The organism is Roseobacter sp. OBYS 0001 (assembly GCF_019654895.1).
In the GTDB taxonomy this organism is placed as follows: domain Bacteria; phylum Pseudomonadota; class Alphaproteobacteria; order Rhodobacterales; family Rhodobacteraceae; genus Roseobacter; species Roseobacter litoralis.
This window is the reverse complement of the sequence record NZ_BPES01000005.1, coordinates 35420-60267: the sequence shown is the minus strand read 5'-3', so window position 1 is coordinate 60267 and position 24848 is coordinate 35420. Positions and strand designations below refer to the sequence as shown.

The 24848-nt window shown below is 56.5% G+C and carries 30 protein-coding genes; 17 read left to right on the top strand and 13 right to left on the bottom strand.

From position 1 onward, the window contains the following. Nucleotides 1-55: 55 nt before the first annotated feature. Nucleotides 56-208, bottom strand: a complete 153-nt coding sequence (locus tag K5Q35_RS12155) for a hypothetical protein (RefSeq protein ID WP_169315064.1) — start codon at nt 206-208, stop codon at nt 56-58. A 296-nt stretch (nt 209-504) separates the two neighbouring features. Between K5Q35_RS12155 and K5Q35_RS12150 the strand changes: the two genes are divergently transcribed. After that, nucleotides 505-714 (top strand): hypothetical protein, encoded by a 210-nt coding sequence (locus tag K5Q35_RS12150; protein WP_220799750.1) that lies wholly within the window; start codon nt 505-507, stop codon nt 712-714. A gap of 7 nt (nt 715-721) precedes the next feature. Continuing rightward, complete coding sequence (locus K5Q35_RS12145; RefSeq protein ID WP_220799749.1) at nt 722-1099, top strand: DUF4112 domain-containing protein; 378 nt, start codon at nt 722-724, stop codon at nt 1097-1099. A 158-nt stretch (nt 1100-1257) separates the two neighbouring features. Here K5Q35_RS12145 and K5Q35_RS12140 read toward each other — a convergent pair whose 3' ends face one another. Beyond that, nucleotides 1258-1512, bottom strand: coding sequence for a hypothetical protein (locus tag K5Q35_RS12140; protein WP_220799748.1), 255 nt, complete (start codon nt 1510-1512; stop codon nt 1258-1260). Between the two features lie 150 nt (nt 1513-1662). Between K5Q35_RS12140 and K5Q35_RS12135 the strand changes: the two genes are divergently transcribed. The 7 genes from K5Q35_RS12135 (at nt 1663) to K5Q35_RS12105 (ending at nt 6717) form a co-directional block, all read left to right on the top strand. Next, complete coding sequence (locus K5Q35_RS12135) at nt 1663-1851, top strand: PLDc N-terminal domain-containing protein (RefSeq protein ID WP_013960080.1); 189 nt, start codon at nt 1663-1665, stop codon at nt 1849-1851. Between the two features lie 73 nt (nt 1852-1924). Next, nucleotides 1925-3046, top strand: a complete 1122-nt coding sequence (locus K5Q35_RS12130; protein WP_220799747.1) for an AI-2E family transporter — start codon at nt 1925-1927, stop codon at nt 3044-3046. After that, nucleotides 3030-4571, top strand: a complete 1542-nt coding sequence (locus K5Q35_RS12125) for a phospholipase D-like domain-containing protein (protein WP_220799746.1) — start codon at nt 3030-3032, stop codon at nt 4569-4571. Before K5Q35_RS12130 ends, K5Q35_RS12125 begins: the two co-directional genes overlap by 17 nt. A gap of 123 nt (nt 4572-4694) precedes the next feature. After that, nucleotides 4695-5195 (top strand): hypothetical protein, encoded by a 501-nt coding sequence (locus K5Q35_RS12120; RefSeq protein ID WP_220799745.1) that lies wholly within the window; start codon nt 4695-4697, stop codon nt 5193-5195. Next, a complete protein-coding gene (locus K5Q35_RS12115; RefSeq protein WP_013960076.1) occupies nt 5192-5611 on the top strand; it encodes a phage holin family protein in 420 nt (139 codons plus the stop codon). Before K5Q35_RS12120 ends, K5Q35_RS12115 begins: the two co-directional genes overlap by 4 nt. Next, nucleotides 5604-6365, top strand: coding sequence for a DUF3618 domain-containing protein (locus tag K5Q35_RS12110; protein WP_220799744.1), 762 nt, complete (start codon nt 5604-5606; stop codon nt 6363-6365). Before K5Q35_RS12115 ends, K5Q35_RS12110 begins: the two co-directional genes overlap by 8 nt. A gap of 52 nt (nt 6366-6417) precedes the next feature. Further along, nucleotides 6418-6717, top strand: coding sequence for a hypothetical protein (locus K5Q35_RS12105; protein WP_013960074.1), 300 nt, complete (start codon nt 6418-6420; stop codon nt 6715-6717). 621 nt (nt 6718-7338) lie between these two features. On the opposite strand, the gene K5Q35_RS12100 is transcribed toward K5Q35_RS12105, so the two are convergent. Next, nucleotides 7339-7818, bottom strand: a complete 480-nt coding sequence (locus tag K5Q35_RS12100) for a CreA family protein (protein ID WP_220799743.1) — start codon at nt 7816-7818, stop codon at nt 7339-7341. Nucleotides 7819-8670: 852 nt separating this feature from the next. Here K5Q35_RS12100 and K5Q35_RS12095 point away from each other — a divergent pair. The 3 genes from K5Q35_RS12095 to K5Q35_RS12085 are packed head-to-tail and all read left to right on the top strand — an operon-like array spanning nt 8671 to nt 10484. Then, a complete protein-coding gene (locus K5Q35_RS12095) occupies nt 8671-9003 on the top strand; it encodes a hypothetical protein (protein ID WP_220799742.1) in 333 nt (110 codons plus the stop codon). Nucleotides 9004-9028: 25 nt separating this feature from the next. Then, nucleotides 9029-9829: a DUF2145 domain-containing protein gene (locus K5Q35_RS12090; protein ID WP_220799741.1), complete on the top strand. Its 801-nt coding sequence runs from the start codon at nt 9029-9031 to the stop codon at nt 9827-9829. A gap of 40 nt (nt 9830-9869) precedes the next feature. After that, nucleotides 9870-10484 (top strand): TetR/AcrR family transcriptional regulator, encoded by a 615-nt coding sequence (locus K5Q35_RS12085; RefSeq protein ID WP_013960068.1) that lies wholly within the window; start codon nt 9870-9872, stop codon nt 10482-10484. Nucleotides 10485-10701: 217 nt separating this feature from the next. Here K5Q35_RS12085 and K5Q35_RS12080 read toward each other — a convergent pair whose 3' ends face one another. The 5 genes from K5Q35_RS12080 to K5Q35_RS12060 all read right to left on the bottom strand — a co-directional run bounded on the left by K5Q35_RS12080 (nt 10702) and on the right by K5Q35_RS12060 (nt 16257). Next, a complete protein-coding gene (locus K5Q35_RS12080) occupies nt 10702-11169 on the bottom strand; it encodes an Hsp20 family protein (protein WP_220799740.1) in 468 nt (155 codons plus the stop codon). A gap of 213 nt (nt 11170-11382) precedes the next feature. Beyond that, nucleotides 11383-12204 (bottom strand): serine protease, encoded by an 822-nt coding sequence (locus K5Q35_RS12075; protein WP_220799739.1) that lies wholly within the window; start codon nt 12202-12204, stop codon nt 11383-11385. 96 nt (nt 12205-12300) lie between these two features. Next, nucleotides 12301-13626, bottom strand: coding sequence for a glycolate oxidase subunit GlcF (gene glcF / locus K5Q35_RS12070; RefSeq protein ID WP_220799738.1), 1326 nt, complete (start codon nt 13624-13626; stop codon nt 12301-12303). Nucleotides 13627-13629: 3 nt separating this feature from the next. After that, nucleotides 13630-14769: an FAD-binding protein gene (locus K5Q35_RS12065; protein WP_374758616.1), complete on the bottom strand. Its 1140-nt coding sequence runs from the start codon at nt 14767-14769 to the stop codon at nt 13630-13632. A 39-nt stretch (nt 14770-14808) separates the two neighbouring features. Continuing rightward, on the bottom strand, nt 14809-16257 hold the full coding sequence (locus K5Q35_RS12060) for an FAD-linked oxidase C-terminal domain-containing protein (RefSeq protein WP_220799736.1): 1449 nt from the start codon (nt 16255-16257) through the stop codon (nt 14809-14811). Between the two features lie 79 nt (nt 16258-16336). On the opposite strand from K5Q35_RS12060, the gene K5Q35_RS12055 reads away from it, so the two are divergent. The 3 genes from K5Q35_RS12055 to K5Q35_RS12045 all read left to right on the top strand — a co-directional run bounded on the left by K5Q35_RS12055 (nt 16337) and on the right by K5Q35_RS12045 (nt 18126). Further along, nucleotides 16337-17035 (top strand): DUF599 domain-containing protein, encoded by a 699-nt coding sequence (locus K5Q35_RS12055; RefSeq protein WP_220799735.1) that lies wholly within the window; start codon nt 16337-16339, stop codon nt 17033-17035. A gap of 12 nt (nt 17036-17047) precedes the next feature. After that, complete coding sequence (locus tag K5Q35_RS12050; protein WP_220799734.1) at nt 17048-17422, top strand: hypothetical protein; 375 nt, start codon at nt 17048-17050, stop codon at nt 17420-17422. Nucleotides 17423-17541: 119 nt separating this feature from the next. Continuing rightward, entirely contained in the window at nt 17542-18126 is a 585-nt protein-coding gene (locus tag K5Q35_RS12045; protein ID WP_013960060.1) for a DUF502 domain-containing protein, read from the top strand. Between the two features lie 16 nt (nt 18127-18142). On the opposite strand, the gene rlmH is transcribed toward K5Q35_RS12045, so the two are convergent. From rlmH to K5Q35_RS12025, 4 genes are all read right to left on the bottom strand, one after another. After that, entirely contained in the window at nt 18143-18613 is a 471-nt protein-coding gene (gene rlmH, locus K5Q35_RS12040; RefSeq protein ID WP_220799733.1) for a 23S rRNA (pseudouridine(1915)-N(3))-methyltransferase RlmH, read from the bottom strand. 15 nt (nt 18614-18628) lie between these two features. After that, nucleotides 18629-18997, bottom strand: a complete 369-nt coding sequence (rsfS, locus tag K5Q35_RS12035; RefSeq protein WP_013960058.1) for a ribosome silencing factor — start codon at nt 18995-18997, stop codon at nt 18629-18631. A gap of 156 nt (nt 18998-19153) precedes the next feature. Next, entirely contained in the window at nt 19154-19894 is a 741-nt protein-coding gene (locus K5Q35_RS12030; protein ID WP_220799732.1) for a hypothetical protein, read from the bottom strand. A 73-nt stretch (nt 19895-19967) separates the two neighbouring features. Then, a complete protein-coding gene (locus K5Q35_RS12025; protein WP_013960056.1) occupies nt 19968-21284 on the bottom strand; it encodes a mechanosensitive ion channel family protein in 1317 nt (438 codons plus the stop codon). A 233-nt stretch (nt 21285-21517) separates the two neighbouring features. On the opposite strand from K5Q35_RS12025, the gene leuC reads away from it, so the two are divergent. Both leuC and K5Q35_RS12015 read left to right on the top strand, forming a co-directional pair. After that, complete coding sequence (gene leuC, locus K5Q35_RS12020) at nt 21518-22924, top strand: 3-isopropylmalate dehydratase large subunit (protein ID WP_220799731.1); 1407 nt, start codon at nt 21518-21520, stop codon at nt 22922-22924. A 260-nt stretch (nt 22925-23184) separates the two neighbouring features. Beyond that, complete coding sequence (locus tag K5Q35_RS12015; RefSeq protein ID WP_013960054.1) at nt 23185-23829, top strand: VPLPA-CTERM sorting domain-containing protein; 645 nt, start codon at nt 23185-23187, stop codon at nt 23827-23829. A gap of 166 nt (nt 23830-23995) precedes the next feature. Here the strand turns inward: K5Q35_RS12015 and K5Q35_RS12010 are convergent, their stop codons facing one another. Next, on the bottom strand, nt 23996-24841 hold the full coding sequence (locus tag K5Q35_RS12010) for an SDR family oxidoreductase (protein WP_220799730.1): 846 nt from the start codon (nt 24839-24841) through the stop codon (nt 23996-23998). Nucleotides 24842-24848: the final 7 nt, after the last annotated feature.

The window sequence follows — 24848 nt, the reverse complement described above, 5'->3', positions numbered from 1 at the left end:
AAACGCCGCCCCGATTTGCATCAGAGCGGCGTTTTCATTTGCTCGAGCCTGCGCGTTATTTATCTGGCGCATCTTTTGCCAAAGTGGATTTGCGAGCATCGTCATCCTTCATTCGTTTCTCGGTTCTTGCCTTGCTGACCACGGCAAACACAAGCACGGCGCTCAGCGTTACAAGAAAGAGCAAAGCGACGAGGTAGGTGATATCCATATCAACTCTCCATTCTTTGCCAGCCGGCTGAATTGTTTGGCAAGCAGACGCCGGCTGAATTTCTTTCCGGCCTGCCAAAATCGCTGAAAATGCGCATCCAGAGCACAGTTTTCAACGCTGTTGAAATCACAACGCAATTGGGCCGGGTGAGGTTCCCGCGAATGGGGACACATTTCAGTTTGGTTTGTGAAACACCGCATACCGCGCAGCGCCGAGGGAACAATTGAGCGCGTAATTCGTTGGCCTATCGAAGCAACCTGCGGGGCGAAACCCTGCCACTCCAGAAAGGACACGCCATGAAAAAAACATCGCAAACCGTAAGCCATCCAGACCTGAAAGGGTCCGAACAACACCACCCGCTGAAAAACCGTGACGGCGAAAAAGGCGACTCCGATCATGCAAAAAGTGACGAAGTTTTGACCGGAGATACGGCCAAAAAAGTGAAAGAAACCGACGCGGATACCCAGATTGCAGACCAATTGCGCGATCTCGCGACAGACAAATAGATCAGGCATGGACGAATACCTCACACACAGCCAACGGATGAACCGGCTGGCACGGCTGGAGCGTATTGCACACCGGCTTGATGATCGGTTTCGCATGCCGCTGGTCGGGCTGCGTTTTGGATGGGACAGCGTGATTGGCCTGATCCCGGGGGTTGGCGACATCGCAACGACGCTGCCCAGCGCCTTCATGATTTACGAGGGTGCAAAAATGGGTGCGCGGCGACGGACACTGCTGCGCATGGGAGCCAACACGGCGGTTGATTTTCTGGTTGGCAGTATCCCGGTTCTTGGCGATTTGTTCGATATGCAGTTCAAGTCCCATCGTCGCAACGTCAAGCTACTCCGCGCGGAGGTAGTCGGCCCATACGCCGTGCGATCTGCGTGACGTTGGTCAGCTTTTGAAAGAATGAGACCACCAGCATGGAATGTTGATGGTTTTTTTATGCCTGAACATCCTGGTCCTCGGAAGCATACACATAGTATTCAACAAAAGAACGCCGCCCCAAAATGAGGCGGCGCTTTTTCAACTCATATGCGACGCTGTTACTGGTTATTGGCCGTACGGCTGTCTTCTTCCGGCGTCTGGACGTCAATTGTGGGTACTTCGACAGTAACCTCTTTTGTACCCATTTCGATGTCGCCCGTCTCAACATCAAATTCGGGCATGTTACCCGCTTCGACGGACACATCGACGTCCGGAAGCTCAGCGTTTTCAGTCACGTCGATGTCTACCATATAGACACCAACACCTATGGCGATTGCAGCAGCTACAGCGGCGATTGTAATACCGGTTTTCATTTATCCGTCTCCTTCAAGTTCTGGTTTCTGTTGGCAAAACCGGTAAGGGCCGGAGAAGTTCCCAAAAAGATCAGAATACTTTTCGGAACAATTTCGGGAGCACGCGTGTTTCCTCCTCAGACGAACACATACAAACGGAGGTTCAAGACAATGGAATATGGTATTATCGGACTGCTCGTACTGGTCCTCAACATTTACGCAATCGTGAAGATCTGGACAAGCGGTGTGTCCCTCGGGGCTAAACTGCTCTGGACGCTTTTGATCCTGGTACTGCCGGTTGTCGGTTTCATCATCTGGTTTTTCGCCGGTCCGCGCGGTTCAGGTCACGCTACGGTATAACCCTATCCTCGCAAGTAAGCCGGCCTCAAAACCTGAGGCCGGTTTTTCTATTTCAAACAATCAGGAGTGCACCGTGCAGGATCTTTCCACGACGCCAGACAACAGGAGAGTTGACCTGACGCGGCTGGCGCTTGTCGCTGTCGGTGCCTCGGCCACTGTGTGGCTCCTCGAAAGCGGTACACCTGTTTTCCTGCCATTGGTCTTTGCTCTGGTTGTTGGTGTGGTCTTTGCGCCGCTATCCAACTTCTTTGACCGGCTCGGAGCGCCGCCAGTGGTGGGCGCTCTTGCGGTTCTGATCACGGTGCTGTCGGTGATCACCCTGGGCGTTGTCCTGTTCTACCCGGTAGTCGCTGAGTTTATGACCCGTGTGCCATTCATGTGGACCGAACTGCAGCAATCGCTGAGCGGCCTCAAATCCACCATGGAAAACGTCGAAAATGTGCAAAACCAGGTCGCCATAACGCTCGCTCCCGAAGGCAGCGCAGAGATGGAAGCACCAGGGGCCGTTGCCGTTCCGACGGTCGCGGGAATATTGAGCTATCTGCCTTCTTTCGCCGCGCAGATCATGGTTTTCGTTGGTATTCTCTATTTCTTTCTGTTGACGAAATTGGAACTCTATAAATACATCGCCTCTGTCACGACGCATTTGTCCGAGAAGGTTTTGCGCCGCGCTGAAGTAGAGGTATCGCGTTACTTTCTTGCGATCACCGCGATCAACGCCTGCTTCGGCGCATTGGTCAGCCTGATGCTCTCAGCCTACGGCATGCCAAATGCCGCATATTGGGGACTCGGCGCTTTTCTCGTCAACTATGTGCTTTACCTTGGGCCAATCAGTTTTGCGATTGTTCTGCTGCTCGGAGGGTTGATCGTATTCGACGGGGCAATGAGCGTTCTGCCCGCGCTGACTTATATGCTGATGAACATGACCGAAGGTCAGTTCGTCACACCGACCTTTGTCGGTAAGCAAATGTCGGTGAATCCGCTTTTGATTTTCACCTCGCTGGTGTTCTGGCTATGGATATGGGGACCTGTGGGAGGCATCATCGCGATCCCACTGCTGGTTTGGCTGCGGCAAATCAACAAGGAGATGCATGGACGCGACCCAATTCAAGGTGACAGGGACGAAAGCCGTGATCTTCTCGCAAAAACTGGACGCAATTCAAAGCCGGAGATGCAATATGACGTTGCTGAATAATCTCGAAGTACTTGTCACCGCAGACGAAGGATACCGTGCCTTCGAAAAAGCCGTTGTCGCCGCCAAAACGCGCATCGACATGGGCTTTCGCGTTTTCGATCCGCGTATGCATTTGCTGTCTTGTGAGGCCCGGGAGTTCGGTCCCCGTTGGGTTGACCTGTTACTTGCAAAACTGAATGAAGGTGTTGATATCACGATTGCACTGTCGGACTTTGATCCGGTCGTGCGTCCTGAACTGCACCGCGGTAGTTTCAAATCGCTCAGCATCTTGCTGGGGATCGCCGAGATGGTCACTGGGCATGGCAGGTTGCGCGTCACAGTCGAAGATCATCCTGCTCGTGTCGGGTGGGCGCCGCGCATCGCCTTGTGGCCCAAGGTGCAATCACAAGTCGCGCAGACCTGCGATTGGCTCAACGGGTTGGAGGATGCCGCACGTGCCGAGGCGATCCGCTTCATGCCGCGATTCACTCAATTTACGTTTGAAAAGGACGGTAAAATCCACCCGAAACGGCGTGAGTTCCCACCGATGTTGCCGGTCACGCACCACCAGAAGCTCGCGGTTATCGATGACGAGGTGCTTTATGTCGGTGGCCTGGATCTGGATGCGCGCCGTATGGACACGGTGCACCACGCGCTTCCCGCAGAAAAGACGTGGCACGATGTGCATGTCATTTTGCAGGACAAGAAGCGCGCCCTCTCCGCGCGTGAACATCTTGAGAGCTTCAGTGCTGAATGCGCGGGCGAGGTCAGCATCCGTTCGCCAGAGGGGCTGTTGCGCACCCTGTCTGTGAAACGCAAACGCAACTCCGGATCGCTGTCACCACATGTTTGCGACACCGGAATCATGGATCGCCATCTGGAGCTGATTGAGCAGGCCGAACGGCTGATATATCTGGAAAGCCAGTTTTTGCGCGATCCGGTGATTGCAGATGCGCTCGTTGCCCGCGCCAAAACGGCACCGGATTTGGGATTGATCATTCTCCTGCCTGCCGCACCGCTTGAGGTCGCATTCGAAGGGGCGGAGGGTCTGGATTACAAGTTTGGTGAGTATCTTCAGGCCAAAGCGATCGGACGGATCACAGAGGCTTTCGGGTCGCGGGCATTCATCGCGTCACCCGCACATTGCCGCAAAAGCGAGGCAGGCGACCGCGCGACGCTCTGTGGTGCTCCAATGATTTTTGTGCATTCCAAAGTGTCGATCTTTGATGATCACGCCGGGCTTGTAACTTCCGCCAATCTGAACGGGCGCAGCATGCGCTGGGACACGGAACTTGGTATCGAGATATCCGACCCTGATCAGGTACGCATGCTGCGCAAACGCGTTATGGGCGCATGGCTTCCCAAGGGTGCCGATGATTGCTTTTGCGCCGCCGCCCCCGAGACCGTCAAAAAGTGGCGCGAATTGGCGCAGCAAAACGCAAGTCGCGCGCCCGCAGATCGGTCAGGCTTCCTGCTGCCGCATACCGCCAGTGCTGCGGAAAGCTTTGGAACCCTGTTGCCCGGAATCCCCGTTGAGATGGTTTAAGGTGCTGTAACTGTGAAAATTTATCGGTACGCCTGAAGACGCCAGCTATGTTTCTTCAGGATTTCTCGGAACAATGTGCCGGATTATCCGTTGTGTCAGTAACAGACTTCAACGGAGGATCAGATGACAGACCATCCAACGAAAAACAACGAAAGCGACTTGCGGGACACACTGGATAACACCGTGACCGCAGCGTCGGAATTTGCGCACCGTCAGGTCGAAAGGGCAGCTGACCAAGCCACCGACCAAGCTGAGATTGAGGTAACGCGTGCCGCAGATGCAGCGGTCGCAGCGTCCAAGGAATTCGAACCCGGCAGTTTGCAAGCTCAGGCAGCAGGCCAAATCGCAGCACAGCTGCAGACTGTTGCAAGTTCAATAAGCGACACTGATCTGGCTGCGGCAACGGCCAAGGCCAAAACGTTTGCGCGCGAGAACCCTGCGCTGTTCCTCGGCGGCGCTGTTTTGCTCGGGTTCGCAGCCGCACGTTTCCTCAAAGCTTCCGATCCAGAGGGGCGCGGCGCACTGCTCAGCGATACCGACCCGTGGACCGGCCACGTCACAGGTTCGCCCCGCACAAAACCTGCGCATGAAGCAGGCCTCAGCAATGGGAGTGCGTCGTCATGAGCGACATCCACCCGACGCCACAGGCGCGACCTGATCCGACTGATGCGCCCGCATTGCTCACCGACATTGTGCAGCGCAGCACACGACTGGTTCAGAACGAGATCGAACTTGCCAAGCGCGAACTCGCGCACAATGCGCGAAGAGCTTTCATCGGTATCATGTTGGTATTGGCCGCGATTTTTCTGGTCTTTTCCGCGCTCGACGTGCTTACGGCGGCGGCAGTTGCGGGGCTTGCTGAGGCAGGTCTGCCCGTATCCGTGGCCTCGCTGGTCGTTGCCGGCATCGCCTTGGCGATCGCCGCCGGACTTTTCCTGGCAGGCAAATCGCGACTGGACCCCGACAACCTGAAGCTCAAGAAAACCGCGCGCAGCTTGCGCAAAAACATCGATACGATCAAGGAGAATGCTCATGTCTAACGACGTTCAAGATCTCGAACGAAACATCGAAGCTGACCGGAGCATGCTGGGTCGCACGCTGACACAGCTGACCAACGCATTGTCGCCGGAACAAATATCGACCACGGTTTCCCGCGAGGTACAATCGAAAGGCGGTGCGATCGGCCACACGGTCATAGACGCCGCACGCGCCAACCCTGCCGGTGCGCTTTTGGTTGGTGTCGGCCTTGCAGCGCTGATGGCAGGTCCGAAACGCCCGCAACGAAAGCCCGGATATGATGTGCGCACCGCCGCCGTCGCACCCGGCATGTCCGACAAAGACGTCCTGACGGGCGAATTCGACCGGCGCGTTGAGGCTGCGGATGAGGTGCAAACGCAGGCGTCCAAAGCGCCGGGAATGCGCGCGGCCCTGAACAAAGGTCTTGCCAACCTGCCAGCGCCGGCGCGTGAACGGGTCATCGCAGCCCGCAAGGCCGCGATCAACGTGCAGGAAAAGCTTGACCGTCAGGCGGCAATAGCAGCCCGAAAGGCGCGCAGCTTTCATCATAACCAACCCTTTTCGACCGCTGCGATCGCGGTAGGTGTCGGCGCTGTCGTTGCCGCCTTATTGCCAAGAACGCGGACCGAAGACGATCTGCTGGGTGCAAAGCGTGACGCGCTGATGCAACAGGCAGAACTGACGCTGCGCGACGAGATCGCCACCGCTACGGCTACAGGCGAGGCCGCGTTGCGCGAAGGCATCGAGGCTGGATACGATCGTGTCCGCCACCACTGAACGTAAGAGTTAAGTGCTCTTTTCCGACAATTCGAAACTAAGGAGAACACAAATGTCTACCACCATTCATTCCGCAGACCCCGACACACTGACCAATGCATCCACCTCAGAGGTGGAAAAAGGGCCAAAACAAGTCGCAACTGAAACGGCCGAAAAGGCGCGTGAATTTGCTGTCCAGAAGACGCAAGCCGCAAGCGAGGTAGCCGAGCTTGCCGCGACCGAAGTGCGTGACAACATCGTCAAAGCATCCGACGCCGCCCGCGACTTCACCGCGAAGCAGCCGTTGGTGACCGTTGCCGGTGCGTTGGCAGTTGGCGTGGTACTCGGCATGGCGCTGAACAGCCGGCGCTAAGCAAAGCCAGCGCCTTAGACAAACTCAACTGCAGCTGGCATGATCAGCTGCAGTTTTCTGCTTGCCATCATCGGGTGTGTGTCTCCGCCGCCATTGGTAGCGAATACGCCAGTATGGGCCAGTGCACAGCTAGAAGCGTGACGATAGATCTGCTTTCTGCTGGTGGCCGCAATTGAAATGAAAGCGGGATCACCCATTCGTTCCTGGGATCAACATGCCTTCGGCCACTTGATGGCCGACCGCGACGGTCCCGACAAGAAAACTACTGTCGGTTTTTCATGATCCATTACAGCCGGGAACAATACTATTCCAGAATGCATGGAAGCAGTGGGCAGCTAATAGGGGCTGCCCGACCGCCATGGCAGTCGCCTCAGTCTCCGCCAATCCCGTAACCTTCTGTTCACCTAGAACAGTTGCGCGCGATGTTGGTCCGGGGGGAGACCGTTAAATGATGTTTGTTGGGGGGCCACTGCGACAATGATCATCGCGTTGGTCGCACGGATGATCAATGATGCAGCATGGAAATCACGCTGCAGGCACCGACAGATATAGAGTTTTTGTGAGGTTGGGTCCGCTGAAACAACGCGCTATCGCGATAACTCGCCAGTCGTTGTGAAAGACCTAGGGCTGGTACAGCGGTACGGTAGAAATCGACATCTTCGCGGATCCGTTTTGAACCTCGCGTGCATGCGCAATATAAATGAGCGTCTGATTTTCGCTATCCAAAATGCGTTTGACGTTCAGGCTCTTCCAGATGATCGACCGTCGCTCGGAAAAAACGTTTTCACCTTCATCGGACCGGTCGATTTCGCCCACTTGGATAGGGCCGGTCTGACGGCACGCAATGGATGCGTTTGACGGGTCTTCGAACCAGTTCCCTTTTTGCAGACGGTCGACGAGGCCCCGTTCGAAATAGGCTACGTGACAGGTCACCCCGTCGACGTCTGGGTCAGCGAAAGCTTCGATTACGATGTCATTGCCGAGCCAGTCGACGTCCACGTTTCCCACTTGTTCTGCCGCTGATGTCGATGCGCAAAATACCGAGAAACATGTCGCAAACCAGCGGCCTGCGGTTGGGCAATTGAGTGCCAACCTGATCATCTCAGGCCCAAAAAGGACAGGATGGCAAGGATCACGACAATAAGGCCAATGATATAAATAATACGGTTCATGAGAGGTCCTTTCTAAGACTTGATGCTGCGCGGTCTCATACGATTAATTCGCGCCGCACCTAGACAAACGGACAGACCCAGAAAATGTTCCCTCTACCGGAAACTATTGTGATCTTTCGCAAGGCTCCCTCCGGTAACGAAGGGTACTGCCGCCGTTTCTGTGCGTTTGGTGATGGCAAAGTGCACCGCGAGCGTGCTTCATGCCTTTGTCTTGCAACTTTTCGACCAGTTCCCCGCGAACGTAGCTGGAGCCGGTATCGCTGAGCAGCCTTGGCTTTTGGAAGATGTGAAGTTGGTTGCAACCCGATGCCTGCATTGCGAGGTTTCATGTGACCGTCCCGTCTTGTGTCCGCATACTGGCGGAAACTTCTCACGCGATGATCGCGCGGCTATAATCGTTCTGAATCATGCTGAGATAGAACCATCCGCACCCTATGATTTTCGCATAGGCGGAGCCAGGGATCAGGTCACGGGCCGCAGGGCATAGAGCCTTGACCGCATCGGTTTTTGCAGCACGTACCGCGACGCCGGGCACACGCCGTTTTCCAGCCCTTCAAGAAGTCCCTGTATAATTTGCGGTATCTGAGGGTCGCCTGAGACCGCCAAAAATGATGGACCCCTGACACAGTGGTCCTTTTTGGATTCAGGGTTCAGGCCCGTAGGTTCTGCGCCAAGACAGCCGGACATCGCCTTTTTGTGAACATTGTTCATTTTTTGTGTTGACAGAAATTACCCGACCTCCTATCTGATATGAACACTGTTCACAAAAAAGGAATATCAAATGTTCATACGCTCCACAATCGCCGCTCTCGCTCTTGCTTTGACAGCCACGACTGCTTTTGCAGGCGGCAGCGCACAGCACTCGAATGAGGCCGCTTACCACTCTGGCGAAGCTGCAAGCCATGCCGGTGCCGCAGTTGTATCGGGCGCTGGCACGGTCGCGTCGGTTCCGATTGTCGCCGTTGGCTCAGCCATTGCGGTCACCGGCATGGCCCTCGAAGAAGTTGGCACCAGCGCCATCGAACTTGGGTCTGACATCGGCCACGCCAGCCAGCCCGCACCGCAGACGATCAACATCACCGTGATGCCGAATGCAGCGCCCACGTTGGACTGAACACCACAAGACCGGGAGAGATAAAATGAAACGTATTTTCACCGCAATCGCCGTCATCCTCGCAACCCTGCTGCCGTCCCTATCCTGGGCAGGCAGCGCCGAGACCGGCACCCCGCACCTGCCGCGCGAGGACGTGGCACGCTATGCAAAACAGCTTGAACTTGATCTGGCCCAGAGAGGCGCAAATATCGCCATTGTCGGCCGGATCGGGCGGGACCCGGACACGTTGCCAGCGGGTATAGATTACACCCACGTTGCATATTGGGTCTATTCGCAGATCACCAAGGCGGATGGCACAAAAACCAAAGGGTACCGCGTATACAACCTCTACCAGACCGCAGACGATCCGACCATCAGCACATTGGTGCAGGACAGTCCGGCGGAGTTCTTTGCAGGGGTCTATCAATTAGATGCCGGGGTGATTGTGCCCGATCCTCGGCTGCAAAAGAAACTACTTTCCGTGATCAGCAGCCCCACCTATGCAAGCCTGCACAACAGTGACTATTCCGTGCTCGCCAACCCCAGAACACCGCAATTTCAGAACTGCACTGAACACACCCTGGATGTGCTGATGGCCAGCCTTTACGACACATCGGATCAGGATCAGATCAAGGCAAACATCGCCGCACACTTTGAGCCGCAACCGATCAAGATCAGCGGATTCAAGCGCTTGCTTGCGCCCGCAAAGTCCGCGACCCTCACGACTGCGGATCATGCGTCTCAGATTGGCACGGCGACCTTTGGATCAATCGCACGCTTCATGGTTACGCATGATCTGTCAGATCAGGTCTACCGCTTTACGCCCAACGGCGCCGAGAGGTTCTAGAAATTGACAAAACCACGGTTGTCCCACAAGACACTGGGGTATGAAAAACGAAAAGACAGCATCCCGGCGGGACAAGAACCTCGCGGATATCCGTGAGCGGGCCACGAAAATCGCAGAACGCATCGTCCTCGAACAAGGGGGCGGTGCGCTCAACGCGCGGGGGCTTGCCAAGGAGTTGGGTATCTCTGTCGGGTCGCTCTACAATGCCTTTGGCGATCTGGAAGGGGTCGTGCGCGCGGTCAATGCCCGCTGCGCAGACCGATTGGCCCTCGCCCTGCGCACAGGACTTGCAGCAGCGGACGATGAGGCCCGCGCACGCGTCATCGCCATTGGAGAGGCCTACTTTGACTTTGCCTACTCTGAGCCAAGACGCTGGTACATGCTTTTTGAACGCGACAGCGACCTGCAGCTGGATGTCAAAACCGCCGAGTTGCAGGAAGGACTGCTGGAGATGCTGATACGCGCCGGCGACGGGGACCCCGGAAATGAACAACACCGCCAGTTCTTTCTGCTGTTATGGGCCTCTGTGCACGGGCTGGTGTCACTGGCCTGCCGCCCGAGTATTGTCATGATCAAACCGGAGGTCGCGCGCCACTACATGCATGATCTGATCAAAGCCGCCTTTCGAAACTTCCCCGAAACCGCTCCATCGTGACGCATTGGCTTGCGCGTGACTGTGGGCCTGCGAAAGAGTGGCATTCCAAGCGCATATAAAACGAAAGGAGCGCGACCGTCTGGCCGCGCTCTACAAGATGTCAGAAGTGCGTGGTTAAAGCGTCATGCGAAAAAGCTGAATCACGTAACGCTGCCTGAAATCAAAGATTTCAACACGTTACGTGATACTTCATGTTTCTGGTATTTCGTCAGACGCTCTAGTTCACAGTCTTTGCGTCCACGACATCTTTCTCGATCTGCTTGGCTGAGGTGATCGAGATTTGGCGTGGCTTGAGCGCTTCGGGCACTTCACGCACCAGATCAATGTGCAGCATCCCATCAACATGACTGGCGCCTGTTACATGCACATGATCCGCAAGGTGGAAGCGGCGTTCAAACGCACGCGTCGCGATCCCGCGATGCAGATAGGGACGGTCCGGTTTTTCCTCAGCTTTGCGTGCAGAAATGATCAGTGCATTCTCACGCACTTCCACACTCAGGTCCTGATCTGAAAACCCAGCAACAGCCACCGAAATGCGGTAGGCGTCATCCTCAAGTTTTTCGATGTTGTAGGGCGGGTAAGTTGGCTGAGCACCCTCGTTGGTCAGCACGCGGTCCATCAAATCAGCGATCTGATCAAAGCCAACAGTTGCACGGTAAAGCGGTGCAAAATCATAAGTACGCATAGGTATATCCTCTTTTTTGAGCGATAAGATCGGATGCTCTAACCTTAGACACATCCAGTTTCGGTTTCTGCAAGGACCCAGACAAAGGCATCCTCACGACCATGAGATGGGGATCGATTTTAGCGTTTCAAGACCCTGAAACCCGAGCTTCAACTTATGGCAGGTTTGACGTATCCTGATGCAAAAACGTGGGGCGGTTCAGTGATCGATCGTTCACTGCGTGGGCCGAATGAACTTCGCACCCATGGTACTGCGGCTTTCTTCAACGGTGGTTTGCCGGACGCGCGGCACGGAGCTGACGAAGGAGCGGTTTTGCCGCGCAAGCGCATCATGCAGCGACGCGAGCGCACCGCTCAACTCCGTCCCGAGCGAGATTTTCTGTCCCTCAACCTCCGCTTTGGCGGAGATCACAGACACGATGACTGCCGCCCCGCCCTCGAACGAGAAAATTGGCGCGCCAGACGATCCGAAATCCACCGAACATGTTGTGATCAACACGCCGTTCTGGTGGCCAAGCACCTCGCAAATCTCTTGCAGTGACGCAGCTTCGGCGCGACCGCGTCCATAGCTTACCACGCCAACCTTTTCCCCCTTTGCAGGTTGCGCGGCGGTTTCAAATGGCTCGATTGTGGTGTTGCGGATCGGGCGTACAAGCTGAAGCAACGCCAAATCATGACGCACCCTGTGCGGCGCCACAACGTCACCATATGTATAATCCTGGTGCAAAGCGGCGTGCTTGACCCGCCTGTACGCAGAGGCACGACCATTGCGCCACCCGGCCAGAAACTCGATCCCAGTGGGGTCAATCTGAGCGCCACTTCGTTTATCGAACAGACAATGTGCAGCAGTCAGCACAACATCAGGTGCAATCAAAGCCCCTGTGCAAAAGCCCGTGCCGTCGATATCCAGACGCCCCACAGCTTCCCATGCGCTGGCGTCCACACCGGTTTCCAAGCTGCGCAGTTCTGCATCATCTGCGACTGCCGCACTTGCAAGACATCCCGCAATCGCTGCTGTGTATATCCACCCGTACATACCCACCCTCTCTGATCAGAGCCAGAAATACAGACGGGTTGGGGCGAAAATGAGGCCACCCGGATATGGTCGGCCCATTTCATTTTCAACCGGGGGTCAGCGCAGGATCGGCACGTCGGATTTCGGCGTCGCATCGGCATCCAGCGACGGGGGTCTCGGCCCGCCCGTTGCCCAGTCCAGCAGTTCAACGCTGTGAACAACCGGGATTTTGGTGCCGGACCCGATTTGCATCATGCACCCGATATTGCCTGCCGCGATGACATCCGGGTTTTTCGCCTCCAGCGTTTGCACTTTGCGCGCTTTGAGCTGTTTGGAAATCTCTGGCTGCATCAGGTTGTATGTGCCTGCGGACCCGCAGCACAAATGCGAATCCCGTGGCTCGACCACGGTGAAGCCTGCATGTTTCAAAAGGTCTTTGGGAAAGGTCTTGATCTGCTGTCCGTGCTGCAGCGAGCAGGCCGCATGATAGCCCACGACCATGGCTTTATCGTCACCGGCGGGCATGTCCAGATCGATCAGCACTTCAGACACATCCTTGGTAATCGCTGAAACGCGCGCCGCATCCGCTGCCAGCGCAGGGTCATTGCGGAACATATGACCGTAGTCTTTCACGGTGGTGCCGCAGCCAGACGTATTGATAACTATTGCATCCAGACCGCCCGCGTCCATCTCCCGCACCCATGCCCGAATATTGCGCGCCGCGGTCGCATGGCTTTCGTCCGACTTGCCCATGTGATGGGTCAAGGCACCACAACAACCGGCCCCTTCGGCCACGACAACCTCGCAGCCCAAGCGCCGCAACACCCGGATCGTCGCGTCATTGATGTCTGTGTTCAGCGCCTTTTGCGCACATCCCGTCATCAGCGCCACCCGCTTTTTGCGCGCGATCTGTGGTGCAAAGGTCTGCGGATCGTCATTGCGGCTCACGGGTGGAATGGTCTTGGGCGCCATTTCCAGCATCGCCTGCAAACGCGCATCCGGCATAAAACGCGCAAGCGGACGCCCCATCTTGGCCGCCAGAAGGGCCAGACGAAACCGCATCGGGTAAGGCAGAATACGCGCCAATATCCAACGCAGCGCACGGTCGCTGAACGGTCGCTTGTAGCGTTTTTCTATGTAGTCTCGCGCATGATCGACCAAGTGCATATAATGCACACCCGATGGGCAAGTGGTCATACAGGCAAGGCAGGACAGGCAACGATCAATATGCTTGACCGTTTTGGCATCCGGGTCACGGTCGTTTTCCAGCATGTCCTTGATCAGGTAGATGCGCCCGCGCGGACTGTCGAGTTCGTCGCCCAACACCTGATATGTGGGACAAGTGGCGGTGCAAAACCCGCAGTGCACGCAAGATCGCAGAATCTCATTGCTGCGCTTGATGGCAGGCTGCGCGAGTTGCGCATCAGAAAAGTTCGTTTGCATGTGTTACACACCCTCTGACAGCGCGCGGCCCATCAGGCCCTGATTGAGCATAGCTTTCGGATCGAAACGGTGCCGCAACCCGGCGCTCAGTTGCGCGACACCGGCAGATTCCGGTTGAAACCGTGGCAGGTCTGCGGATGCTGTTCCCCGGACCAATATGGCATGACCGTCATAGCTGCCCAGCCGGGCGCGCAGATCTGTCCCGGCAGGCACACGCATCCACATCAGGGCGCCACCCCAGTCGTAGTAACAAGCCTCGGGTTTTGCCGCATCCGTCAATGCAGGTGCATCACTTGGCTTGCAGGAGATGCGCCATACATCGCCGGCCTTGTCCGCATACCGCAGAACGTCACGCGCGCCAGTCCAGAACCAATCCGACAGTTCCTGACTGGCGACCTGCATCTCTGCCCCGGTATGCCGCAACAAGGATTTCAACTGCTCAATGCGGTAAGCCACGGATGCCTCGAAACCTTCTACTCTGAGGGCCGTTACCGGACCGTCTCCCATCACTTCCGCACAATGCGCCGCGCCGGTGATTTCATATGGAGAGCCGAGTGCTGCGGACATCGCGCCCACGGCAGCAGCCTTGTCGATGTTGCGCAACATCAGCGTGCCTTGCGTTTCGGGTACCGGCAACACCTTGAGTGACACCTCCGTCAGCACGCCCAAAGTGCCATGTGCGCCACACATCAGCTTGACCAGATCATAGCCCGTCACGTTTTTCATGACCCGCCCGCCGTTCTTTGTGATGTGCCCTGCCCCATCGACAAAACGCACGCCCAAAGCGTAATCACGCGCGGCTCCGCCCTGTATCCGGCGCGGCCCACTGGCGTTGGTGGCGATGACGCCACCGATGGTGGAGTGGCCGTGCGTGCCAAGCAATCCCGTCAAATCATGTGGCTCAAATGCCAGCCTTTGGCGTTCACCTGCAAGGGTTTTTTCGATCTCCTTCAGCGGCGTTCCGGCTTTGGCCACGAGTGTCAGCGCACCCGGCTCATAGATCGTGATGCCCGACAGTTTGCTCAAAGACAGCTTCTCGCCCGGCACCGCGCACCCGCGCGTGTTGCCACCCTCAATGCAAATCGGGCCAGTGGCTGCACGTATTATGTCGGCAACCGCCGCCTCGCTGTCGGGTGTCATCATCGTCTTGGGCTCGATTTTCCTGCGGATTTCATACTTCGACTATTCGGCGGCCAAAGGCAGCGCACGTCGACTTTCGGAGACGGCCAAAGGAAAGACCTTGGCCGGATTCAGCAACCATTTCGGGTCAAACACATCCTTGACGATCATCTGCGCTTCAAGATCCTCCGGCTCATACTGGAACGACATCAGGTCGCGTTTTTCAATGCCCACGCCATGTTCGCCGGTCAGACAGCCGCCCACTTCGACACAGAGCTTGAGAATTTCTGCCCCCATCTCTTCGCAGAGCTCCAGATCGCCGGGCTTGTTCGCATCAAAAAGGATCAGCGGGTGCATGTTCCCGTCACCTGCATGGAATACGTTGCCGACCTGCAGGCCGAACTGTTCTGACAACTCTCCGATCCGACGCAGCACATGGGGCAGCGACGACACCGGGATCGTCCCGTCCAGACACATGTAATCATTGATTTGACCGATCGCACCAAAGGCAGATTTGCGCCCCAGCCAGATCAACGCGCTTTCCTCCGCGGAGGTGCTTTGACGCAATTCAACAGGGTCGTGGCGGCGCGCGATTTCCATGATGAGGTCCAGTTGATGATCAATCTCAGCCTCCGAACCTTCGACCTCAACGATCAGCAAGGCTTCGCACATCGGATAACCTGCCTGCGCGAAATTTTCGCTAGTCTCAATGCACAGACGATCCATGAACTCAATCGCGACCGGCAGAACGCCCGCCTTGATGATGTCACTGACGCAAGCGCCCGCAACCTCACTGTCATCGAATCCCATGAGCACGGGGCGCGCGCCTTCCGGTTTGGGCAAAATCCGCAAGGTGGCTTCGGTCACAACGCCCAATTGCCCTTCAGAGCCGCAGATCAGACCGAGCAGGTCCAGTCCTGCCGGGTCCATATGCGCGCCGCCCACCTCAATGATTTCCCCATTCATCATCACCATGGTGACGCCCATCAGGTTATTGGTGGTCACGCCGTATTTCAGGCAATGCGCGCCCCCTGAGTTCATCGCGATATTGCCCGCGATTGCGCAGGCCAGCTGGCTGGACGGGTCGGGCGCATAGAAAAAGCCGTTTTCTTCCACTGCGCCGGTCACGCTCAGGTTGGTGCGCCCGGTTTCCACGCGGATGTAACGATCATCGTAGTTGGTTTCGAGCACATCATTCATGCGCGCCACGCCCAGAATCACGCAGTCTGCCGTTGGCAAAGCGCCCCCCGCCAAAGAGGTGCCAGACCCACGTGGCACGACAGGCACGCCATCCTCGTGGCAAATGCGCAGCACATCAGACACCTCTTTGGTGGATGTTGGCAGCACGACAGCCATCGGCGGACATTTATAGGCCGTCAACGCATCACACTCGTAGGCGCGCGTCTGGTGCGGGTCATGAATAACCGCATCGGCAGGCAGCACGGCTTGCAAACGCTCTACCAGATGCGCCTTACGTGCCATGATCGCGGCATCAGGTATCGGCATTTCCATCCACATACTCCTTTTGGTAAATTAATATGACCAATTTTGGCCATTGGCAAGAATTATCTTACCTGCCATGCGTCTGCCTATGGATATCATGGATCGTTTGGCCCTGTTTACGCGTTTTGACATGGCAGCCGTTGTGCTGCTTTTTGGCCTTTGGTTCGTCATCGGATGGTGGGTTGAGCACGCCCCCAAAACCAGACCGTCGACATCACAGCTTATGGCAAATTACCGCAAAGAGTGGATGAAGCAGATGGTCACCCGCGAACCCCGCGTATTTGATGCACAGATTCTATCGGCTCTGCGGCAGGGAACCGCGTTTTTCGCATCGACCTGCATGATCGCTCTGGGCGGGACACTCGCGTTGATCGGAAACGCCGATCAACTCGCAGGCGTTGCCGAAGACATCACGGCCACAAATTACCCCGCAATCGTTTGGGAAATCAAACTTGTGATGCTTGCCTTGTTCCTGACGAATGCTTTCTTGAAATTCGTCTGGTCAAACAGACTTTTTGGATATTGCGCGGTGCTGATGGCAGCCGTTCCGAACGATCCGGATGCCTCCAACGCATATCACCGCGCCTCGCAGGCGGCCGAAATCAACATAACGGCAGCCAAGGGCTTTAACCGAGGCTTGCGTTCCATCTATTTTGCCCTCGCATCAGCGGCCTGGCTTTTGGGTCCACTGGCTTTGGCGCTGGCTGCATTTGTCACATTCACAGTCGTCTGGCGGCGCGAATTTGCATCCAACTCTCGCAAAATTCTGCTGGATGGCTATGTTTAACCAAGAAGAAAAATGAGCCGATTCCCGAACATGGTCCGACATTTCATTGTTGCGTTGCTGTTTTTGAGCCTGCCAGCAATGGCCGAGCCGCCGAAGATTGATCACGTCTCTGCCCGTCAGGCAGAGAACGGAACATGGCGCTTTAGCGTAACTATTTCGCACCCGGACACCGGCTGGGATCATTATGCGGATGCTTGGCGGGTGCTGGACATGGATGGCAAGGAACTGGGCATGCGTGCTCTTGCGCATCCTCATGTGGATGAACAACCATTCACGCGTTCACTGTCGAACGTGCGCATCCCCGAAGGTGTAAAACGTGTACAAGTGCAGGCACGGGACAAGCCCGGCGGGTGGAACCCAAAGACCGAAATCATCACGCTGAAATAGATCTGCCTGCCCGCAAAGCGTCAAAGCACCGGGGCAACCGTAATGCGATTCGTTCCTCGGCTTGAAGAGTCGTGCAGAACGGTGCACACCCGATGCGACCAGCACGTGAAGGACGTATCATGAAGACGACAATTTTGGGCGGCATTCTGTTTTTGGCACCACTTGCGGTGATCGCGATACTGTTGGGCAAAGTCTATCAGATTGGTCTGCTTGTTGCCGCGCCGGTTGACCAGCTTATCCCGGTCACTCAAATCGGTGGCCTCGCGCTGGTGAATATACTGGCCATTATCATGATACTCGTGGTGTGCTTTCTGGCGGGTCTGGTTGCCCGAAGCCAATTCATGAGAATGCGGGTTCGCAAGATTGACGATCTGCTGATTGATGTGATTCCCACTTACGCGGTTTTCAAAGGGATGCTGGGCAGCATGAGCGGGTCCGAGGACGTCGCTGCACTGATGAAACCGGTTGTCGTGAAGTTCGACGACTACGACCAGATCGCCTTTGAGACGGAGCGGGACGAAACGCAAGCTGTTCTGTTCATTCCCGGCTCGCCTTCAGCATGGTCCGGAACGACGGCCATTGTCACACTGGACAGGGTGCAATCCTTGGACTTGCCCACCCATCAGGCGGTCAAACTGATGCGCGTGATGGGCCGCGGCACGCTCGCCACACGGCGAAAACTGATTGAGAACCAAGTACTCTAGAACTGGCGCGCCTTGGTCAGTTGCGATGGTAAGGTGCCCCAGCCATAATTGACGCTGCGCGATAAAGCTGTTCGGCCAGCATGACGCGCACAAGCATATGGGGCCACACCATCTTGCCGAATGACAGTGCGAAATCCGCCTCCGCGCGCAACGCGGGGTCGATCCCATCTGCGCCGCCGATCACAAAGGCCAGATCACCCCGACCCTGATCCCGCCAGCCTCCTAGCCTGCCAGCGAAATCTGGTGAGCTTTCGACGCGCCCGCGTTCGTCAAGAACTGCGATCAGCGCGCCATCTGGAAGCGCACGGCGCAGCAATACAGCTTCGTTGCTCATACCGCCGTTCTTGCGGTCCTCGACTTCGACAATGCGTGCGGGGCCCAAGCCAAGCGGGCGCCCCGACCGCGCAAAACGCGTCAGATAGTCGTCGATCAGATCTTTCTCAGGTCCGGCACGCAAGCGCCCAACCGCGATGATGTGGATACGCATCGAGGCCGCGTCAGATTAATTTGCCGCCGTTTCGGGACCACCCATGGGCTGCCACATCTTTTCAAGCTGGTAGAATTCCCGGACTTCGGGACGAAAGACATGGACGATGACATCGCCGGTGTCGATCAAAACCCAGTCGCCGGTTTCTTTGCCTTCGGTCTTTGACACACGCCCGAAATCATCTTTTATCTTCTGTACAAGCTTTTCAGAAATCGAGGACACCTGACGGGTCGACCGGCCTGAACAGATCACCATATAGTCGCCAATTTCCGTCTTACCGCGCAGATCAATCTGTACGATATCTTCGGCCTTGTCGTCATTCAGGGAAGTCAGGATTGTCGCCAACAGTTTTTCGCTCGTGGCTATCTCGGTTGCGGCAGCCATTACCGCAGCCTCGGTGTGCGCAGCTTTTGCTGCATCAGCATGGATTGACAGGACATTGTCCTCCTTTGGATGCGCCGCCAGACCCCGGTCGCTGGGTGTAGGCTAAATCTAACAATATGATTGCGACAATTCAATAACAGCTTGAGAAACACATTGTTACGCAGCGCACGTCATGCCGCAGCCCGCAGACCACAGCGCACGCCAGGCGGCATCAAGCCCGGCCAATTCCTGGGCGTCAAATCCGAAATCTCGTTCCCAGTAACGCCCGGTGGCCACGAAATAGCCCAGATCATCTTCGCGCTTCAGCACGGCATCCATACCGCGTATCTCCGGAAGGACAAACGCAGCTTCACGCAGATCAGAAGCCTTTGCCCTTTGAAACATCAACTCGCTCGGCTCAGAAGAAAGGTTCACGCAGCAACACCCCTGCGCCGCCGCCAGCGTCCCCAAACGCGCTGATTTTGCACCTAAATCCTGCAGTGTGATGTCTGCGCGCAACGGGTCAGCGGCACCTGTTCCATAAAAATGGGTCGGGCCTGCCTTGGGATAAACCATGTCACAGCCCAGAAACGCCATCACCTTGGGTCGCAGCGCCTGCAAGGCCCAATAGGCCGTTGTGAAGGCCATCGTGCCGCCCGCATAGACAAACCCACCATAGGCGTTTTGCGTCGGTACGAATTGATCTGCCTGAACAAGCCGCTGGGACGGCAGGACGTTTTGTGGCCGCCGGTCCGCTGGAAAGTCCTCGGGAAAGACCAGATCGTCCCAGTCTTCCCGGATCTGCCAGGCGTTATTGATCGCCACGATTCGGTCAAAATACGCGCGCGGCCACGCTTTGGCCTGCGGTGCATTGGGGCCGCTGCCGAGGATCAGTACAATGTCTGTTTGTTGCGCCATAATCGTCGCTCGCCTGTGTTCAAGAGGTGCAAAAGCTAGTCCCCGATCAGGCAGGGGCAAGGCAGTCCTCGGCTTAATCCTGTTCTTCAAGAACCCGAACCTCGCGCTGAGGGAAGGGAATGGAGATGTTGTTTGCCTTGAAAATATCCCAGAGCGCCAGATAAACCCCGCCGCGGATATTGGTCAGCCCGCCGGTCGGGTCCCTGATCCAGAACCTGAGAATGTAATCAACCGAACTGTCGCCAAAACCCACGATATGACACACAGGCGTCTTTGGCGGCCCCAAAACACGGGACACCCCGCTGGCCGCCTCAACCGCCAATTTGCGCACCACATGCGGATCACAGCCGTAGGAGGTGCCGAAAAATATATCGAGCCGGACATATTCATCCGAATGCGACCAGTTCACCACCTGCCCGGTGATCAAATCCTCATTCGGGATCAGGTATTCGCGCCCGTCCCGCGTCACCACGCTGACGTAGCGCGCGCCCAGACTGTTGATCCAGCCGAATGTTTCACCAAGGCTGATTACGTCGCCGGGCTTGATCGATTTGTCGAGCAGGATAATCACACCCGACACAAGGTTGGAGACGACCTTTTGCAGACCGAACCCCAAACCCACACCAATGGCGCCGGACAAGACCGCCAGCCCGGTGAGGTCCAGACCCAGCGCATTGATCCCCATGAACAGCGCGAGCCCGTAAAAGATAACCTGCACTGCCTTGACCACAAGCACCTGCATGGAGGGGCTGATGTCTTCGTTGCTGCGGATGCGCGATGCGGTGGTGCGGCTGATGAACCGCGCGCCGGTGAACAGCACGCCAACCACCACGGCCGCCGAGAGCACGGAGAGCAATGAAATACGATAATCACCAAAGTTCAGACCGACATCATCCAGAAATCCCGATGCCTCATCGCCGATGCCGATCAGGATCAGCGTCGCATAGATCCACATCCCCCAGACCACGAACCGGCGCAGCAAACGGTTCTGGATAAAACGCCCCAGAAAGCTGATCACCGCCCAGGCGACCGCCAGCGTTGCAGCCAGACCGATTAAATAGGATCGCGAGGGCCATGTAATCTGCTGCATGATCTGATACAAAAGACCGGCCATGAGTGCAAAACAGATCAGACCCAAACGGCGCTTGATCTGAACAATGACCCGGAGTTTCCATTTCTCCCACCCTTCGCGCGCCCGCACACGGCGGTCTATTTCGCGGCCCAAAAGGCGGTGCAGGACCCAGGCCACAAGCACAAGTGCCAGCAGGATGATGATCTGGTTTTGACGCCAGCCCGGGTTCAGAATGCTTACGGCAAAGCTGGTGATCAAATGCCAAATCTCATCGACTGACATCAGAACACGATCAAAGTCCTGCGACTGGTTTTCCATAAGCGGCAGGGTTACATATCGGCCAAACACCCACAAGGCGATGTGCAATTCCCAAGGCTTGATGAAGGGCGCATTTCACGCTATCGGTTCAACGCAATGAAACAGCTGTTTGACATATCGGATCATGCGCGACTGCCCGGCCGCTTTGTGTGCCTCATACGCGCTGTGCCGGCGCACCAATAGGCGCAGCGCGCGGTTGAGTTTGAACATTTCCACAATATGGGAGAGGACTAATGTCCCCCAAGACACTTTACGATAAAATCTGGGATGCCCATGTGGCACATGAGGCCGATGACGGCACGACCCTGCTTTATATTGACCGCCACCTCGTGCATGAGGTGACCTCCCCGCAGGCTTTCGAGGGGTTGCGCATGACGGGCCGGACGGTCCGCGCGCCGGACAAGACGATTGCCGTTCCGGATCACAACGTGCCCACCACGCTGGGGCGCGAAAATGCCGACAACATGACCGAAGACAGCCGCATACAGGTCGCGGCCCTTGATACCAATGCCAAGGAATTCGGCATCCACTACTACCCGGTTTCGGATATTCGTCAGGGCATCGTGCACATCGTTGGGCCCGAACAGGGCTGGACGCTGCCCGGCATGACCGTCGTTTGTGGCGACAGTCACACGGCGACACATGGGGCCTTTGGCGCTTTGGCGCATGGGATCGGTACATCCGAGGTCGAACATGTTCTGGCCACGCAGACGTTGATCCAGAAGAAATCCAAGAACATGAAGGTCGAGATTACCGGCAAACTGCGCCCGGGCGTCACGGCCAAGGACATCACCCTGTCAGTGATCGGACATACCGGTACTGCTGGCGGCACCGGCTACGTGATCGAATACTGTGGCGAGGCGATCCGTGATCTGTCGATGGAAGGCCGCATGACCGTTTGCAACATGGCCATTGAAGGCGGCGCGCGCGCCGGTCTGATTGCGCCGGACGAAAAGACCTATGAATACTGCATGGGCCGGCCCCACGCGCCCAAAGGCGCACAGTGGGAAGCGGCCATGTCATGGTGGAAAACCCTCTATTCGGACGATGACGCGCATTGGGATAAGGTCATTACCATCAAAGGCGATGAAATCGCGCCCGTCGTCACATGGGGCACCTCACCCGAGGATGTGTTGCCAATTACGGCGAGCGTTCCCAAGGCTGAGGATTTCAAAGGCGGTAAAATCGGAGCGGTCCAGCGGTCGCTTGATTATATGGGCCTCACACCCGGCACGCCCTTGTCCGAGGTGGAGATTGACACGGTATTTATCGGGTCCTGCACCAATGGTCGCATTGAGGATCTGCGTGCCGCTGCCGAAATCCTGAAGGGCAAGAAAAAGAAGGACGGCTTGCGCGCGATGGTCGTGCCCGGTTCCGGACTCGTGCGCGCGCAGGCCGAAGAGGAAGGGCTTGCGGACATTTTCAAGGATGCAGGTTTCGAATGGCGGCTGGCCGGGTGCTCCATGTGCCTCGCGATGAACCCCGATCAACTCGCCCCGGGTGAGCGCTGTGCGGCGACATCAAACCGCAATTTTGAGGGCCGTCAGGGCCGTGGCGGACGCACGCATCTGATGTCCCCAGCCATGGCAGCCGCCGCCGCCATCACGGGCCGCCTAACGGATGTACGCGAGCTGATGTGACCCGGCCAAAGCCTGAATGAACAAGCCCGTCGTTCTTTTGAGCGGCGGGCTTTTTTGTTTCACCTCCGTTGCGAAGCACAACCAAAAGATTGCCGCTGATCAAGGCACAATCGCATGAGTTGCAAAATGGAATATCACGGCTTCAAAAGTTAAGAAAACGTTGCCAGATGAGCTTTGTTGCGATACGCGACAGGGTATAGAAACGGATGCATAAAATTGTCCGAACTGTTAAATGTAACAACTGTTAAAAGGTAAGTAATATGAACTTCAAACATTTGATGGCCACAACGGCTGCTGTTATCACACTGGGCGTTTCCGCGGCGAGTGCTGCGTCCTTTAGCTTTGTCGGGACGAACCAGACGCAGGTGATTGCGAAGAATGACCTTGGCCTGGGACTGAACGGTCAGACGATTGACTTTATTTCGGGTGATCAAAAATCAACGTCAAACGGCCTGTCAATCGTCGGTGGCCCTGCCAAAATAACCTTCACTTACTTGGGCTTCGAGGCCGGAAACACCAATTTCTCTGCCAATGTGGGCGGAACGATCTTTACCAACAAAGGTCCCGGCGCATCTGCGCAAAACGCAAGCGTGTCGGTAAATCAATTGCTGGACGGGCTCGTTGCCTTCTCCTTCGGCACAACCGCACCTGTTGGCAGCCAAGGCGAGATTTTCAACAATGCGGGCGCCAATCCTGCATCGAGTGACTATGCTATCGGTTACAAGGCAATAAGCGCGACATCGTATTACGTGTTGTTCGACGACATCGCATCGGGCGACCGCGACTTTGACGATATCGGCATGCGGATTGATATTGCACCAGTCCCGCTTCCTGCCGCCGGGTTCATGTTGCTGGCGGGCATCGGTGGCCTTGCCGCTATGAAACGGCGCAAAAAAGCATCTTAATGGTGTGAATGATCTACGTTAAGATGGCGGCATTTCGGTGCCGCCATTTTTCGTTTATGAAGGGTTGGACCCGTCACAAACAAAGCGTCATGCTCAACTGTGAAACGCAACGGCAATCAAAGGCTGGGTTTCAGGGAACCAACGCGGTTGATTGGCCTGTTTTGCTTTACAGCATCGCCTCAAGCCCCGTTCGATAGTTGGGGTATTTCAAAACGACGCCCAACTCGCGTTTGATCAGATCGTTGCGCACCTTCTTGCTCTCGGCATAAAAGCTGCGCGCCATCGGGGTCATATCCGCAGTTTCAAAGTCAACCTCCGGCGGCAGGGGCAGACCCAAAAGCTCCGCCGCATGACCGATCACATCCTGCGGTGGGGCAGGATCATCATCGCAGACGTTATAGATCGCACCCGGACGCGGCTGCTGGATCGAGGCCATCAACACCTGCGCGATATCCTCCACATGGGTGCGTGAAAAAACCTGACCCTTTTTGATGACCCGCCGGGCAGTTCCCGCGCGCACCTTGGAGAACGGACCACGGCCCGGGCCGTAGATGCCCGCCAATCGAAAGATATGTAACGGCAAATCGGGGATGGCCTGCCATGCGGCTTCTGCCGCGACACGCGCCTGACCGCGCGCCGTCGATGGTGTCAGCGGTGTGTCTTCATCCACCCATGCGCCATCGTGATCACCATAAACACCCGTGGTCGAAAGATAGCCGACCCATTTCAACTGCCGGGCATGGTCGGCAATTTGAGCGTGCAACCGGCGCAAAACGGGATCACCATCCTTGTCAGGTCCGGCAGAAATCAGCAGCGCTGTGGCGTTCCTTATCGTGCCACTGACGTCCGACCCGGGCCAGATCAGCGGCTCAACACCCGTTTGCGCAATGCCTGCGGCTTTGTCGGCGCTACGTGTTGTGCCAATCACGCGCCAACCTGCCGGCATCAACAGGGCGGCGAGCGCCCGCGCACTATAGCCATGCCCAAAGGATAGAAGTGTTTTCTGCGTCATCTTACCA